13 protein-coding genes are annotated in these 13,875 nt (G+C 71.4%); 9 read left to right on the forward strand and 4 right to left on the reverse strand.

Features of this window, described 5'->3' with window-relative positions; all coding sequences use genetic code 11:
• The first annotated feature begins 169 nt into the window (after window positions 1-169).
• The 4 genes from sucC to GGQ69_RS00710 all read left to right on the forward strand — a co-directional run bounded on the left by sucC (window position 170) and on the right by GGQ69_RS00710 (window position 3,698).
• On the forward strand, window positions 170-1,345 hold the full coding sequence (sucC, locus tag GGQ69_RS00695; protein ID WP_183523433.1) for an ADP-forming succinate--CoA ligase subunit beta: 1,176 nt from the start codon (window positions 170-172) through the stop codon (window positions 1,343-1,345).
• 15 nt (window positions 1,346-1,360) lie between these two features.
• Window positions 1,361-2,296, forward strand: coding sequence for a succinate--CoA ligase subunit alpha (gene sucD / locus GGQ69_RS00700; RefSeq protein ID WP_183523435.1), 936 nt, complete (start codon window positions 1,361-1,363; stop codon window positions 2,294-2,296).
• Window positions 2,297-2,943: 647 nt separating this feature from the next.
• Entirely contained in the window at window positions 2,944-3,342 is a 399-nt protein-coding gene (locus GGQ69_RS00705; RefSeq protein ID WP_010145236.1) for a YidH family protein, read from the forward strand.
• A 20-nt stretch (window positions 3,343-3,362) separates the two neighbouring features.
• Window positions 3,363-3,698, forward strand: a complete 336-nt coding sequence (locus GGQ69_RS00710; RefSeq protein WP_183523437.1) for a DUF202 domain-containing protein — start codon at window positions 3,363-3,365, stop codon at window positions 3,696-3,698.
• Window positions 3,699-3,702: 4 nt separating this feature from the next.
• On the opposite strand, the gene GGQ69_RS00715 is transcribed toward GGQ69_RS00710, so the two are convergent.
• Window positions 3,703-5,253 carry a sodium:solute symporter gene (locus tag GGQ69_RS00715; RefSeq protein WP_183523439.1) on the reverse strand — a complete coding sequence of 517 codons (1,551 nt, stop codon included), beginning with the start codon at window positions 5,251-5,253 and terminating at the stop codon, window positions 3,703-3,705.
• A gap of 109 nt (window positions 5,254-5,362) precedes the next feature.
• Here GGQ69_RS00715 and GGQ69_RS00720 point away from each other — a divergent pair, with 109 nt between their 5' ends.
• The 3 genes from GGQ69_RS00720 to GGQ69_RS00730 all read left to right on the forward strand — a co-directional run bounded on the left by GGQ69_RS00720 (window position 5,363) and on the right by GGQ69_RS00730 (window position 8,776).
• Window positions 5,363-5,938 (forward strand): helix-turn-helix domain-containing protein, encoded by a 576-nt coding sequence (locus GGQ69_RS00720; RefSeq protein WP_183523440.1) that lies wholly within the window; start codon window positions 5,363-5,365, stop codon window positions 5,936-5,938.
• An 82-nt stretch (window positions 5,939-6,020) separates the two neighbouring features.
• On the forward strand, window positions 6,021-7,022 hold the full coding sequence (gene speB / locus GGQ69_RS00725) for an agmatinase (RefSeq protein ID WP_183523441.1): 1,002 nt from the start codon (window positions 6,021-6,023) through the stop codon (window positions 7,020-7,022).
• Window positions 7,019-8,776, forward strand: coding sequence for a thiamine pyrophosphate-binding protein (locus tag GGQ69_RS00730; protein WP_183523442.1), 1,758 nt, complete (start codon window positions 7,019-7,021; stop codon window positions 8,774-8,776). Before speB ends, GGQ69_RS00730 begins: the two co-directional genes overlap by 4 nt.
• 78 nt (window positions 8,777-8,854) lie before the next feature.
• Here the strand turns inward: GGQ69_RS00730 and GGQ69_RS00735 are convergent, their stop codons facing one another.
• The gene (locus GGQ69_RS00735; protein ID WP_183523443.1) at window positions 8,855-9,289 is read right to left on the reverse strand and encodes a pyridoxamine 5'-phosphate oxidase family protein; all 435 of its coding nucleotides are present in this window, start codon (window positions 9,287-9,289) and stop codon (window positions 8,855-8,857) included.
• 232 nt (window positions 9,290-9,521) lie between these two features.
• The gene (locus GGQ69_RS00740; protein ID WP_183523444.1) at window positions 9,522-10,514 is read right to left on the reverse strand and encodes an inositol monophosphatase family protein; all 993 of its coding nucleotides are present in this window, start codon (window positions 10,512-10,514) and stop codon (window positions 9,522-9,524) included.
• A gap of 90 nt (window positions 10,515-10,604) precedes the next feature.
• Between GGQ69_RS00740 and GGQ69_RS00745 the strand changes: the two genes are divergently transcribed.
• Together GGQ69_RS00745 and GGQ69_RS00750 are read left to right on the forward strand one after the other, a co-directional pair.
• The gene (locus tag GGQ69_RS00745; protein WP_221243327.1) at window positions 10,605-11,789 is read left to right on the forward strand and encodes an App1 family protein; all 1,185 of its coding nucleotides are present in this window, start codon (window positions 10,605-10,607) and stop codon (window positions 11,787-11,789) included.
• Window positions 11,779-12,282 carry a thioesterase family protein gene (locus GGQ69_RS00750; protein WP_183523445.1) on the forward strand — a complete coding sequence of 168 codons (504 nt, stop codon included), beginning with the start codon at window positions 11,779-11,781 and terminating at the stop codon, window positions 12,280-12,282. The genes GGQ69_RS00745 and GGQ69_RS00750 overlap by 11 nt, the downstream gene beginning before the upstream one ends.
• A gap of 108 nt (window positions 12,283-12,390) precedes the next feature.
• Here GGQ69_RS00750 and gdhA read toward each other — a convergent pair whose 3' ends face one another.
• Complete coding sequence (gene gdhA / locus GGQ69_RS00755) at window positions 12,391-13,731, reverse strand: NADP-specific glutamate dehydrogenase (protein WP_183523446.1); 1,341 nt, start codon at window positions 13,729-13,731, stop codon at window positions 12,391-12,393.
• Window positions 13,732-13,875: the final 144 nt, after the last annotated feature.

Below are 13,875 nucleotides of genomic sequence, written 5' to 3' on the forward strand. Positions count from 1 at the left end.
TTGGAATGCCCGGGGTTTCCCGGACTTCCGGCCGGCTTCCGCCGAGCCGGACACGCATCACTCGATGTCAGGGGTCGGATGGCCTCTTCAGGATCGGGTGCTGCCGTGCCCAGATGCCGCCCGCGGAATCCGTGCCGTCCCCGTTTTCGACGTAGAAGGACTCCAACCCGTGGACCTGTATGAATACCAGGCGCGCGATCTGTTCGAGGCACACGGCGTTCCCGTGCTGGCCGGCATCGTGGCGCAGACCCCGGAAGAGGCCAAGGCGGCCGCTGAGAAGATCGGCGGCGTGACTGTCGTCAAGGCGCAGGTGAAGGTCGGTGGCCGCGGCAAGGCCGGCGGCGTGAAGGTCGCCAAGACCGCCGACGAGGCCTTCGAGCACGCCAAGGCCATCCTGGGCATGGACATCAAGGGCCATACCGTCCACCAGGTCATGATCGCCCAGGGCGCGGACATCGCGGAGGAGTACTACTTCTCCGTGCTGCTGGACCGCTCCAACCGCACCTACCTGGCGATGTGCTCGGTCGAGGGCGGCATGGAGATCGAGCAGCTCGCCGAGGAGCGTCCCGAGGCCCTGGCCAAGGTGCCCGTCTCCGCGCTGACCGGCATCGACGCCGCGACCGCGGACAAGATCGTGGCCGAGGCCGGGTTCCCCGAGGAGCTGCGCGGCAAGGTCGCCGAGGTCCTCGTGAAGCTGTGGGACGTCTTCGAGAAGGAGGACGCGACCCTGGTGGAGGTCAACCCGCTGGTCAAGACCGGCGCCGGTGACATCGTGGCCCTGGACGGCAAGGTCACCCTGGACGACAACGCCGAGTTCCGCCAGGAGGGCCACGGCGCCCTGGTGGACGAGCGCACCGAGGACCCGCTGGAGGCCAAGGCCAAGGCGAACGACCTCAACTACGTCAAGCTCGACGGCGAGGTCGGCATCATCGGCAACGGCGCGGGCCTGGTCATGTCCACCCTGGACGTCGTGGCCTACGCCGGCGAGAACCACGGCGGCGTCAAGCCCGCCAACTTCCTGGACATCGGCGGTGGCGCCTCGGCCGAGGTCATGGCCAACGGCCTGGACGTCATCCTCAACGACGCACAGGTCAAGAGCGTGTTCGTGAACGTCTTCGGTGGCATCACCGCGTGTGACGCGGTCGCCAACGGCGTGGTCAAGGCCCTGGAGATCCTGGGCGACAAGGCGACCAAGCCGCTGGTCGTGCGCCTGGACGGCAACAACGTGGACGAGGGCCGCCGTATCCTGCGCGAGGCCGCCCACCCGCTGGTCACCCAGGCCACCTCCATGGACGAAGGCGCCGACAAGGCCGCCGAGCTCGCCAACGCCTCGGCACAGAAGTAAGGACGGACAGCACACATGTCGATCTACCTGAACAAGGATTCCAAGGTCATCGTCCAGGGCATCACCGGCGGCGAGGGCTCCAAGCACACCGCCCGGATGCTGCACGCCGGGACCAACATCGTCGGCGGCGTCAACGCCCGCAAGGCCGGCACCACCGTGGCCCACAAGGACCAGCACGGTGCAGAGGTCGAGTTGCCCGTCTTCGGGTCCGTGGCCGAGGCCATGGAGGCCACCGGGGCGGACGTCTCCGTGATGTTCGTGCCCCCGAAGTTCGCCAAGGACGCCGCCATCGAGGCGATCGAGGCCGGCATCCCGCTGCTCGTGGTCATCACCGAGGGCATCCCGGTGCAGGACTCCGCCCAGTTCTTCGCCCTGTCCCAGGAGAAGACCGGCGCCGACGGCAAGCCGGTGACCCGGATCCTGGGCCCGAACTGCCCCGGCATCATCACCCCGGGTGAGTCCCTGGCCGGCATCACCCCGGCCAACATCACCGGCAAGGGCGGCGTCGGCCTGGTCTCCAAGTCCGGCACCCTGACCTACCAGATGATGTACGAGCTGCGGGACCTGGGCTTCTCCACCGCCATCGGCATCGGCGGCGACCCGGTCATCGGCACCACCCACATCGACGCCCTCGAGGCGTTCGAGGCGGACCCGGACACCAAGGCGATCGTGATGATCGGCGAGATCGGCGGCGACGCCGAGGAGCGGGCCGCGGAGTTCATCAAGAACAACGTGACCAAGCCGGTCGTCGGCTACGTGGCGGGCTTCACCGCCCCGGAGGGCAAGACCATGGGCCACGCCGGCGCCATCGTCTCCGGCTCCTCCGGCACCGCGCAGGCCAAGAAGGAGGCCCTCGAGGCCGCGGGCGTGAAGGTCGGCAAGACCCCGTCCGAGACCGCGCACCTGCTGCGCGAGGTCTACCCGGAGCACGAGGAACTCTCCTCGCTCTGACCCGGACCCCGATGAGAACGGCCCCCTTCCGCACGCGGAAGGGGGCCGTTCTCATCGGGACCCGACGGTGAGTGCCGTGGGGCCCCGACCCTGGCTTGGAGAACCGGGCTCTACAGAGCCGAGACGATCCAGATGATCAGGGCGATCGCCAGCAAAATGCCGACGATGGTCCAGACAAGACTGCTACCACGCATGGTGTTCCTCCGTTCTCCGCGCTCTGCGGTTCGTCAATGATTATGGGCACAATCGACCCCCTCAGTTCAAGTTCGGCCGTGCTGCGAATCCCCAAGCGGCGGCGGGAATCCGGCTGGATCGGTGCCGCGCCGGGCGAGAGGGCCGGCGGGTCCTTCGCGTGCTCGCCCAGCAGGGTGCGCCAGTGCTGTGACGGTGTTCGGCCCGGGTCAGTCCGAGCAGGATGTCGCGTTCGGGGCCGTGCGTGCGGTGGGCCATCTGCCGGTAGATCTGGCCCTCGGTGATCCCATCGGCCAGATACCGCCGCCACCGCCGCACCTGATCCCGCGAGGGCTCACCGTCCGGGCTGCGGCGGGATGCGGGGAAGGTCGATGCGTCAGGCATCGAGAGGGCGGCTCCGTCTCGGAAAGGCAACAGTCCGGTCAGCCGGACCACCCTCATTCTACGATGGGCCTATGACATCACCCGAGGACGCCGTCACCCCGTCACGAGGGCGCCTGGCCTCCCGGTTGCTGGCCGGGGGCAGGGAGCCCGACCCGCGGTTCACGCTGGCCAACGAGCGCACGTTCCTGGCCTGGATCCGCACCTCCCTGGCCCTGCTGGCCGGAGGGATCGCCGTCGAGGCCTTCACGGGGTCCGTGTTCGACCCGCTCACCCGCAAGGTGGCCGGGTCCGGGCTGCTACTCATCGCGGCCCTGCTCGCCACCACGGCAGGATTCCGCTGGATGCGCGTGGAGCGGGCCATGCGCCAGGGCCGCCCGCTGCCGTTGCCACTGCTGGTGCCGGTCCTGGCCACCGGCGGGGCCGTCGTGGCGGTGGTGCTGTTCGTGTTCATCCTGATGCGGCCCGCCTGAGGCCGGCGGGGACCACCGAGGTGACACTCTTCAGCGCCACCGCCCTGCACCAGGACCCGGGGCTGCAACCGGAGCGGACCGTGATGAGCTGGGACCGCTCCCTGCTGGCGCTCATCGTCACGGCGGCGATGTTCCTGCGCTGGTACGGGGCCGTGGGCCCGCTGGCCCTGGCGCCCGCCCTGCTGAGCGCGGTGGCCGCGCTGGTCATCCACTGGACCCAGCGGCACCGGTACGGGACACAGTCCGCCGGGATCGCCCGGGAACGGGTGCGGGCCGATGCCTGGGCCGTGCTGTGGCTCATGACGCTCGTGACGGTCCTGGCCGTGCTGGGCATCGGGGCGATCTGGTGGACCTGAGCGGTCAGGAGACGGTGACCCCCGGCCGGAGCTCCTCGGTGGCGCCCTCGGTCCGGCGCCGGCGCCAGGCCTCCAGCACCGAGGGGTGCGTCGGGCGGGTCAGCAGGCTGACGACGACGTAGACCAGGGCCGAGGACGCGAGCCCGACGTAGATCGGCTCGTTGGCGTAGACCCCGCCGAACGCCTCGGTGGCCTGGACCTCGAGGACGATCATGGTCGTCAGCGTGCCGACCGTGCCGGCCGCCATCGACCAGGCGGCCCCCGGTCCGGTCCCACGAGACCAGACCAGCCCGCCGAGGATGGCCACCAGCAGGCCGCCGACCAGGATGTCGTAGGCGATCGTCAGCGCCGCCACGACGTCCGGGACCAGGATGGCCAGCACCAGCACGAACAGGCCCAGCCCCAGGACCCACCAGCGGTTGGAGTTCACGTCCTCCTCGAAGTGCCGGGACTGCTCGGCCTCCTCCTCTGCCTCCCGGGCGGCCTGGGCGGCGTCCAGTCGTTCCGGCCGCCGGCCGGCCGCGAGGTCACGGACCAGGGGCACGACGTCGGCCCGGGCCACGGTGGCGGCGGCGATCAGCGCCCCGGAGGCGGTGGACATCATGGCGGCCACGGCGGCGGCGAGCGCGAGCCCGCCGATGCCGATGGGCAGGACGCCCAGGGCGACCGTGGCGAAGACGTCGTCCCGGACCTCGACCTGCGGCATCAGCACGGCGGCGGCCATGCCGATCACGGCCCCGGCCACGCCGTACAGGATGCAGTAGACGCCGGCCGTCGTGCCGCCCCAGCGGGCGACCTGGGGGGACCGCGCCGTGAAGACCCGCTGCCAGATGTCCTGGCCGATCAGCAGGCCGAGGGTGTAGATGACGAAGTAGGTGATGATCGACTGCAGGCCCATGCCGCCCAGGTCGAAGAACTCGGCGTCCAGCCGGGCGGTGAGCCCGCTCCAGCCGCCGGCGTTGGCGAGGGAGATGGGCAGCATCAGGGCGAACATCCCGACGGTCATGATGATGAACTGCGCCATGTCCGCCAGCGTGATGGACCACATCCCGCCGATCACGGCGTAGGCCAGGACGATCCCGCCGCCCACCATGATGGACAGCCAGCGGTCCCAGCCGAACAGCACCACGAAGATCGAGGCGTAGGCACCCGTGGAGGTGGCCGCCAGCATCAGGGTGTAGGCGAGCATGACGATCGAGGAGGCGCGCGTGGCCTCCGAGCCGTAGCGCAGGGTGAGCATCTGGGAGACGGTGTAGATCCGGAGCCGTTGCAGGGACGGGGCGAACAGCAGGCTCAGCAGCAGCACGCCGACGCCGATGGCCGTCACGAGCCACAGGCCCGAGATGCCGAACTCGTAGCCAAGCCCCACGCCGCCGACGGTCGAGGCGCCGCCCAGGACGACGGCGCTCATGGTGCCGGTGTAGAGCATGGGCCCCAGCCGGCGGCCGGCCACGAGGTAGTCCGAGGTGCCGCGGGTGCGGCGCCGCCCCCACCAGCCGAACAGCAGCATGCTGGCGAGGTAGGCCGAGATGATGACGATATTCAGGGTCTGCATGGGGTTCCTCGCGGCTCAGGAGTGTTGCGGGTCACACGGGTGGGGACTACGGTAAACACATGTTGCTCCACAGACAACCCCGGGGCCGTGTCCGGCGCAGGAGGCGTGCGTGAAGTCCCTGCCGATCCAGCCCACGGTCCCGGACCGCGCCATCGGCGGACGCCTGCGCGCGCTGCGGCAGGAGCGGCGGCTGACCATGGACCAGGTGGCCGAGTTCTCCGGACTGACCAAGGGTTTCCTCTCCCGCGTGGAGCGCGACCTGACCAGTCCGTCCGTCGCGAGCCTCGTGGCCATCTGCCAGGTGCTCGGCGTCTCGGCGGGCGAGATCCTGGACGCCCCGCAGACCGCCGTGGTCCGCCTGGAGAACGCCCCGAGGGTCAACCTGGGCGGGGACGGCATCTCGGAGCACCTGCTGACGCCTCCCGGTCGGCGCGGGCTGCAGCTGATCCGCGCCGTGATCGCCCCCGGGGGCCGGGGGGACGCCGAGCTCTACACGGTGGACTGCGACGTCGAGTCGCTGCACGTGATCAGCGGCAGCCTCGTGTTCATCACCACCGGCGGCGAGGTCCGGCTCGAGGCCGGGGACACCGCCTCCTTCTCCGGCTCCGAACCGCACAGCTGGTCCAATCCCGGTGACCGCGAGGCCGTCGTGCTCTGGGCGCTGGCGGGCCGCCGCCTGAGCTGACGACGCCACCCTCCGCATGCCCCGCCAACCGCCCCCCGCTGCCACCCACCGCATCCACCGCCACCCACCGAGAGGTCACACCATGCTGGAGATCCCCCGCGTCACCGAGAACGGCAACATCGGCCCGGTGAACTCTGCCCTCGTGCCCCGCTTCGGCGGGGCCGCCACCTTCGCCCTGCTGCCCACGGACCAGGAGGCCACCGCTGCCGGCCGGACCGCGGCCGTCAAGGTGGTCGGCGTCCCCTTCGACTCGGGGGTGTCCTACCGCCCCGGTGCCCGCTTCGGCCCGGGGCACGTCCGGCAGTCCTCCCGGCTGCTGCGGCCCTACAACCCGGCCACGGACACCTCCCCCTTCGCGCAGGTGCAGGTGGTGGACGCCGGGGACATGGCGGTGAACCCGTTCAACATCCACGAGGCGATCGAGGCGATCCAGGCCGACGCCCTGGCGCTGACCCGGGACGCCGCCTCGCTCCTGACGATCGGCGGGGACCACACCATCGCCCTGCCGCTGCTGCGGGCCGCCGCCGAACGGGCCGGGCGGCCGCTCGCCCTGCTCCACTTCGACGCCCACCTGGACACCTGGGACACCTACTTCGGTGCCGAGTACACGCACGGCACCCCGTTCCGCCGCGCCGTGGAGGAGGGGATCCTCGACACGGACGCCCTCAGCCATGTCGGTACCCGCGGGCCGCTGTACGGCCGCAAGGACCTCGAGGACGACCGGCGGTTCGGCTTCGGGATCGTCACCAGCGCGGACGTGTTCCGCCTGGGGGTGGACGAGGTGGTGGCCCGGCTCCGCGAGCGCATCGGCGACCGGCCCCTGTACGTCTCGGTGGACATCGATGTCCTCGATCCCGCGCACGCGCCGGGCACCGGCACCCCGGAGGCCGGCGGGATGACGAGCCGGGAACTGCTGGAGATCCTGCGCGGACTGCGCGGACTCGACCTGGTGGGGGCCGATGTCGTGGAGGTGTCCCCTGCCTACGACCACGCCGAACTGACCGGGGTGGCGGCCGCGCACGTGGCCTACGACCTCGTCGGGCTGATGGCCGACCTGCGGGCCTCGCGGGAGGGCGCGGCATGACGCCCGGGCCCGGAGCCGGGAGCGGGGCGCGGGGCGGGACCGCGAGGCGCAACGGCGGGGACCTGGTCGTCGAGACCCTGCACGCCCTGGGCGCCCGCACCGTCTTCGGGATCCCGGGCCAGCACGCCCTGGGCCTGTTCGACGCGCTGTCCCGTTCGGAGCTGGAGTTCGTCTCCAACCGGGTGGAGAACAACGCCGCGTTCGCCGCCGACGGCTACTCGCGGGCCACCGGTGAGGTCGGCGTGCTGTTCCTGTCCACCGGGCCCGGCGCGCTGACCGCCCTGGCGGGGCTGCAGGAGGCGTACGCCACCGCGGTGCCGATGGTCGTCGTTGCCTCCCAGATCCCCGTCTCGGGGCTGGGGGCTCGCCGGAAGGGCATGCTGCACCAGCTCGACGACCAGAAGGCCTCGGCGCAGAACGTGACGAAGGCCCAGGTCACCGTGCACCACGCCTCGGGCATCCCCTCGGCCATCCAGGACGCCTGGGCCCAGGCGATCACCGTGCCGCAGGGGCCGGTGTGGGTGGAGGTGCCCCAGGACGTGCTGCTGGGCGAGGTCCTGGTCCCGCCGGTGCAGGACGCGCTCGCCGTCCCCTATGACCACCCGCCGCGGGAGGAACTGGTGGCGGAGTCGGTGCGCTGGCTGGCCTCCTCGGCCCGCACCGCGATCGTGGCCGGCGGGGGAGTGCGGCGGTCCGGGCCCGGGGCGCTGCACGAGCTGCGCCGCGTGGCCGAGCTGCTGGACGCCCCGGTGGTGTGCAGCCCCGGCGGCAATTCGGCCTTCCCCGTGGACCACCCGCTCTCCCTGGGCTCCTGGGTGGAGGACCGCTACGTCACCGAGGTGCTCGAGGACGCCGAGGTGCTGCTCGTGATCGGCTCGTCCCTCGGTGAGGTCACCTCCAACTACTTCACCCTGGAACCGCGCGGCCGGCTCATCCAGGTCGACGCCGAGCCGCGCGTGCTCGAGTCGAACTTCCCCACGCTCGGCGTGCGGGCGGACGCCGGCCAGGCGCTCGCGGCCCTCGCGCAGGCGCTGGAACGGTCGGCGGCGGCCGCGGGGGGCCAGGAGACCGGCGCGCCCGGCGGCTGGGCCCGGTCCGACTGGCACGGCCGCGGCGCCGCACAGGTGGTGGCCGAGGTCAACCGCCGCGTCCAGGAGCGACTTAACGGTCAGGACCTGCACCGGGAGCGACGGTTCATGGCGGATGTCCGCGCCGCGGTGCCCGAGGCCATGCAGACCTACTGGGACATGACCATCGCCGCCTACTGGGCCTGGAACGTGTGGGACGCCAGGTCCGGGCAGTTCCACTCGGCCCAGGGTGCCGGCGGGCTGGGATACGCCTTCCCCGCCGCGTTCGGCGGGGCGATGGGCCTGGCGCGGCAGGGCAGGCGGGGGACCGACGCGCGGGTGCTCGCGGTGGCCGGTGACGGTTCCGCCATGTACTCGATCGCCGAGCTGGCCGCGGCCCGCCAGCACCACGCGCCGGTGACCTGGCTGATCGTGGACGACGGCGGGTACGGGATCCTGCGCGCCTACATGGAGGACACCTTCGGCCAGGCGACCGCCACCGAACTGGACCGTCCCGACTTCGTGGCCCTCGCCGGGTCCTTCGGCATCCCGGCCGAGCAGGTGGCGGTGGAGGAGGTGGGCCCCGCGCTGGAACGCGCCCTGGCCGCGGAGGGGCCGAACGTCGTCGTGGTCCAGACCCGGCTGCGGATGTGGGCGCCGAGCCACGTGGAGGACGCGAGGGGCTGATCCGGGCCCCGGACGCACCTGACCCCCGGCTAGCGCGTCAGCTGCCGGGGGTCAGGTGTTTTGGTGTCCATCCGGCTGCTACTCGAAGCGCTCTGGATGCTCACCGAAGACGAAGTGCCGACCGGTGACCCGGTTGACGTTGACCTCTACGTAGAAATCCTTATACGTCGGGACCCAGGGGTCAATACTCAGGGACTCGGCAAATTCGATCTCCTCGTCCTTCTCGAGCACCCGGGCGTGGCCGCGGGCCAGCACCGACCAGGCCTCGTCCGAGAGGATGCCGTCCGCCTCGAAGATGACCTTGGGATTGATGGTCAGCTCCGCCAGCTTGTTGCCGGGTGCCGTCCGGAAGTAGATCCGCTTGTCCCGGGCCACGAAATTCACCGGGACCAGGTCGAGTTCGTCGTTCACCCGCAGCCCGAGCCGGCCGTGCCGGGTGTTCTCCAGGACCCTCCAGCACTGATCCTCGTCCAGCACCAGGATCGGCTCGTCGTCGGCATGTTCGAACATCATGGCCCGGTCTCCTTCTTCCCTCACGGGGTCAGCGCCCGCCCGGTGTCGTCCGGAGGGACTTTAAGGTCCCTGTCAGCGAGCACTTTCATTATCGTGCGCAGGGGGTTCCACGGCTAGGGCCGCCGTCACTCTCCGGCCGGCCGCGGGCCAGGACGGTCGTCCCCGTCCTGTTCACGGTCATGGCACACCCTAGGCACGCCGGACCGTCCTGCATCAAGGGGTGGATGCCCGGTCAGCCCCGGACGCCGGCCGTCCGGTGCCCGGCCGCCCGGCGGGCCGTGACCGTCTCCTCCAGGACGCGCACCGCGGTCGGTGCCGTCCGCCCGGGGGCCACCGCCACGTAGCACGGTGCCAGGTGGGGTTCGCGCCGCTCCGGTCCGTCGGTGTCGTAGAAGCGGGCCAGGTAGTGGCCGCCCGCCCGGCGCACCAGGAGCTGGCCCACGCCCACGTCCCACGGATTGGTGTCCACCCCCAGCGTCACGTCCGCCCAGCCGATGGCCGTGTAGGCCAGTTCCAGGGCGCCGGAGACGGTGCGCCGCACGGTGGCGTAGGCGTCCACGAGCCGGCCGAAGCGCTCCAGCGCCACCGGGCCGTCGACGTCCAGGGCCTCGGCGGAGGGATAGGACGTCACCAGGTTCAGGGAATGCTCGTCCGGTGCGGGCGCCTCGACCGGCGCGACCGCGTCCTGCCCACCGGGGCCGGCCGCCGGAGCCCCGGCCCCCCGGGACCCGAACCGCTGCCCGTTGAGGTAGGCACCGTCGTCGTCCGCGGAGAACTCCAGCCCGTTCACGGGGTCCAGCACGACGCCGGCCACCACCACGCCGTCCACGGCGGCGGCGACGGAGATCGAGAACATGGCGAAGCCGTGGGCGAAGTTCGCCGTGCCGTCGATCGGGTCGATGATCCACTCCAGGGTGTGCGGCGCGGCCGCCGCGCCGGCCTCGACCGGGGTGAGGGCGTGCTCGTCCACCCCGTCCGGCCCGCGCGTGCCCCCCTCCTCCCCGACGAACCGGCTGCCCGGGACGGCTGCGCCGAGCAACCGCACCAGCTCGTTCTCGGTCGCCCCGTCGTGCACGGTGACCAGGTCGTGGGTGTTCCGCTTGGTGGAGAGGTCGAGGTCGGCGGGAGTGGAACGGAAGGCCCGGACGAGCCGTGGTGCGCAGGCGGCGGCCGCCTCGGCGGCGACGCGCCGCAACTCACGGGGGGCGGGAACGGAGGTGGGCATGGCGCCAGCCTAGCGGGGCCCCCGAGGGCCCCGGCGCCCCTGCCCGCACGTGGTGAACCACACGTGCGCGGGTGAGGGATACTGGATCCTATGGCCGATCGGACTCCTGCATCCCCGCCTGCCCCGGACGCCGTGCCGTCCCCGCTGATCGAGGACCGGGAGACCCTGGTCACCGAGCACATAGCGACGCTGGTCCAGGACCGGTGGCACCGCTTCCGCTACGCCGGTGCCCTGCGGCGCGGGCACGAACCGACCGTGCTGTCCTTCACCGGGTACGGCACCACCTCCTGGATCCGGGTGTTCTCCCGCGTGGTGATGGCGCCGGACGACGCCTTCGAGAACGGCCGCCGGTTGTCCAGGGTGGTCGAGGACGGCCTGCGCGGATGGCACAACTTCACCTCCCCGCCCGTGCCCTACGCCGAGGTCAAGGTGCTGGCGGGCGGGAAGACCTTCACCGTGCGCGCCGACCGCGGCGGCGTGGTGGACGCCCGCGTGGAGGTCGAGATGGAGCCGGGCTGGCAGACGGTCACCCTCACCTCGGACGGCAGCGAGCCGGCCACCTCGGACGTGTACATCGTCGAGGACGGCACGGTCACCGGCGTGGTCTCGGACATCGACGACACCGTGGTGGTCACCTACCTGCCCCGGCCGATGCTGGCGGCCTGGAACTCCTTCGTCCTGGACGAGCACGCCCGCACCGCCACTCCCGGGATGGCCGTCATGCTGCACCGCCTGCTGGAACAGCAGCCCACCTCCCCGGTCGTCTACCTCTCCACCGGTGCGTGGAACGTGGCCCAGACCCTGTCCCGCTTCCTGTCCCGCAACCTGTACCCCTCCGGCCCGTTGCTGCTGACCAGCTGGGGTCCCACGGAGGACCGCTGGTTCCGGTCCGGGCTGGAGCACAAGGTCACCCAGCTGGACCGGCTGGCCCGGGAGTTCCCGGAGATCCGCTGGCTGCTCATCGGTGACGACGGCCAGCACGACCCGGAGATCTACGCGGACTTCGCCCGCCGCCACCCGGACAAGGTGAAGGCGATCGTGATCCGTCAGCTGACGCCGTCCCAGGCCCTGCTGGCCGGTGGCCGCGCCACGGACACCCGCGAGACCACTCCCGGGGTGCCGTGGTGCTACGGCCCGGACGGGGCGGCGCTGTCCCGCCAGCTGGAGGAACTGGGCATCCTCGAGACCGGGCGCGCCGCGCTGCTGACCTGGCCGCGCAACGCCCAGGAACCGGGCCTGGACGCCGACTCCCGGGAGCTGGACGATGCCCGCTGAGCCGGGCCACGGCCTGACCGGCCGGACCGAGGACCGTCCCGACGGCGGCGGGCCCGCCGTGCGCGTGGACGTGCCCGTGCGCTGGGGGGACATGGACGCCTACGGCCACGTCAACAACGTGCAGGTGGCGGCGATCCTCGAGGAGGTGCGCATCCTGGCGTTCGGGGTGCCTGCCGGGACCGGGGCGCCGGGCGCCGGGGCGCCGGTGAACCTGCTGGACGGGATGCCGGACAGCGTGCAGGTGCTGATCTCGGAGCACCGCATCCGCTACCGGCGTCCGCTGGAGTACCGCAACGTCCCGGTGCGCGCGTGGGTCTGGGTGGCCGCCGCGAAGGGGGCCTCGATCGAGATCGCCTACTCGCTGCGCGATGGGGTGGACGGCACCGAGTGCGTCACCGCGACCTCCACGATGGTCTTCGTGGACTCAGCCACCGGCCGCCCGGTCCGGCTGAGCGAGGACCAGAAGCACACCCTCACGCACCTGGCCCCGTAGGGCCCCGGGGCTGCTCACGCGAACGGCGGCCGGGGACCCCCGGGTCTCGCGGTCAGCCGCGAGTGCCCCGGGCCGTCCCCGGCCGCCGGTGGTCCGACCGTGCGAGGGTCAGATCACGCCCTGGGCGAGCATCGCGTCGGCGACCTTGACGAAACCGGCGATGTTCGCCCCGACCACGTAGTTGCCCGGGGTGCCGTAGCGGTCGGCGGTCTCGAGGCAGCGGTCGTGCAGGTCGGTCATGATCTGCTCGAGCTTGTCGTGGGTGTACTCGAAGCTCCAGGTGTCCCGGCTGGCGTTCTGCTGCATCTCCAGCGCGGAGGTGGCCACGCCACCGGCATTGGCCGCCTTGCCCGGGCCGAACAGCACCCCGGCATGGATCATGTGCTCGGTGGCCTTCTGGGTGCAGGGCATGTTGGCGCCCTCGGCCAGGGCGACCAGCCCGTTGTCGATCAGGGTGAGCGCGGACTTGTCGTCCAGCTCGTTCTGCGTGGCCGAGGGGATGGCCACGGTGCCGGGCACGTCCCAGACACAGCCGTCGGCCACGAAGCGGGACCGGCCACCGCGCTCCTCGGCGTACTCGGCGATCCGGCCGCGCCGGACCTCCTTGACCTCGCGCAGCAGCTCCAGGTCGATCCCGGCCTCGTCCACCACGTATCCCGAGGAGTCGGAGGCGGTCAGCACGGTGGCCCCGAGCTGCTGGGACTTGGCGATGGCGTTCAGCGCCACGTTGCCGGAGCCGGAGACCAGGACGGTCTGGCCGTCCATGGAGCCACCCCGGGTGCGCAGCATCTGGTCCGCGAACATCACGGCGCCGTAGCCGGTGGCCTCCGGACGGACCAGGGACCCTCCCCAGGACATTCCCTTGCCGGTGAGCACCCCGGACTCGAAGCGGTTGGTGATGCGCTTGTACTGGCCGAACAGGTAACCGATCTCCCGGGTGCCCACGCCGATGTCACCGGCCGGGACGTCGGTGTACTCGCCGATGTGGCGGTACAGCTCGGTCATGAAGGACTGGCAGAAGCGCATGATCTCGGCGTCCGTGCGGCCGGCCGGGTTGAAGTCGGACCCACCCTTGCCACCGCCGATCGGCATGCCGGTCAGGGCGTTCTTGAAGATCTGCTCGAAGCCCAGGAACTTGATGATGCCCAGGTAGACCGAGGGGTGGAACCGCAGTCCGCCCTTGTACGGCCCCAGGGCGGAGTTGAACTCCACGCGGAAGCCACGGTTGATCTGCACGTGCCCGTTGTCGTCCACCCACGGCACGCGGAAGATGATCTGGCGCTCCGGTTCGCACATGCGGCGCAGGATCCCGGACTCGACGTATTCGGGATGGCGGTTGACGACCGGCCCGAGGGCTTCGAACACCTCGGTGACGGCCTGGTGGAACTCGCTTTCGCCGGGGTTGCGGCGAAAGACCTCGTCCCGCAGTTTCTCCAGACCAGGCTCCATGTCCGTCCTCGCTTTCCTCAGTGGCGTCCCCTCATCAGGAGGGCATCCCCCGGTAGGGACAGGCCGGGACTACTGTACCGGCCGGTTGGGCAGGGCCGGAAAGGATGACGATGGGGGCCCGGCGGGCGCCCCCACCCCGGGACC

Source organism: Micrococcus sp. TA1 (assembly GCF_014199555.1).
Lineage (GTDB): Bacteria > Actinomycetota > Actinomycetes > Actinomycetales > Micrococcaceae > Citricoccus.

Excerpts from the sequence above, each read along its gene's own strand:
- GGQ69_RS00730 (WP_183523442.1), top strand. The coding sequence starts at position 7,019 with ATGACGCCCGGGCCCGGAGCCGGGAGCGGGGCGCGGGGCGGGACCGCG.
- GGQ69_RS00750 (WP_183523445.1), top strand. The coding sequence starts at position 11,779 with ATGCCCGCTGAGCCGGGCCACGGCCTGACCGGCCGGACCGAGGACCGT.
- GGQ69_RS00745 (WP_221243327.1), top strand. The coding sequence starts at position 10,605 with ATGGCCGATCGGACTCCTGCATCCCCGCCTGCCCCGGACGCCGTGCCG.
- speB (WP_183523441.1), top strand. The coding sequence starts at position 6,021 with ATGCTGGAGATCCCCCGCGTCACCGAGAACGGCAACATCGGCCCGGTG.
- gdhA (WP_183523446.1), bottom strand. The coding sequence starts at position 13,731 with ATGGAGCCTGGTCTGGAGAAACTGCGGGACGAGGTCTTTCGCCGCAAC.
- GGQ69_RS00740 (WP_183523444.1), bottom strand. The coding sequence starts at position 10,514 with ATGCCCACCTCCGTTCCCGCCCCCCGTGAGTTGCGGCGCGTCGCCGCC.
- GGQ69_RS00715 (WP_183523439.1), bottom strand. The coding sequence starts at position 5,253 with ATGCAGACCCTGAATATCGTCATCATCTCGGCCTACCTCGCCAGCATG.
- GGQ69_RS00705 (WP_010145236.1), top strand. The coding sequence starts at position 2,944 with ATGACATCACCCGAGGACGCCGTCACCCCGTCACGAGGGCGCCTGGCC.
- GGQ69_RS00735 (WP_183523443.1), bottom strand. The coding sequence starts at position 9,289 with ATGATGTTCGAACATGCCGACGACGAGCCGATCCTGGTGCTGGACGAG.
- sucD (WP_183523435.1), top strand. The coding sequence starts at position 1,361 with ATGTCGATCTACCTGAACAAGGATTCCAAGGTCATCGTCCAGGGCATC.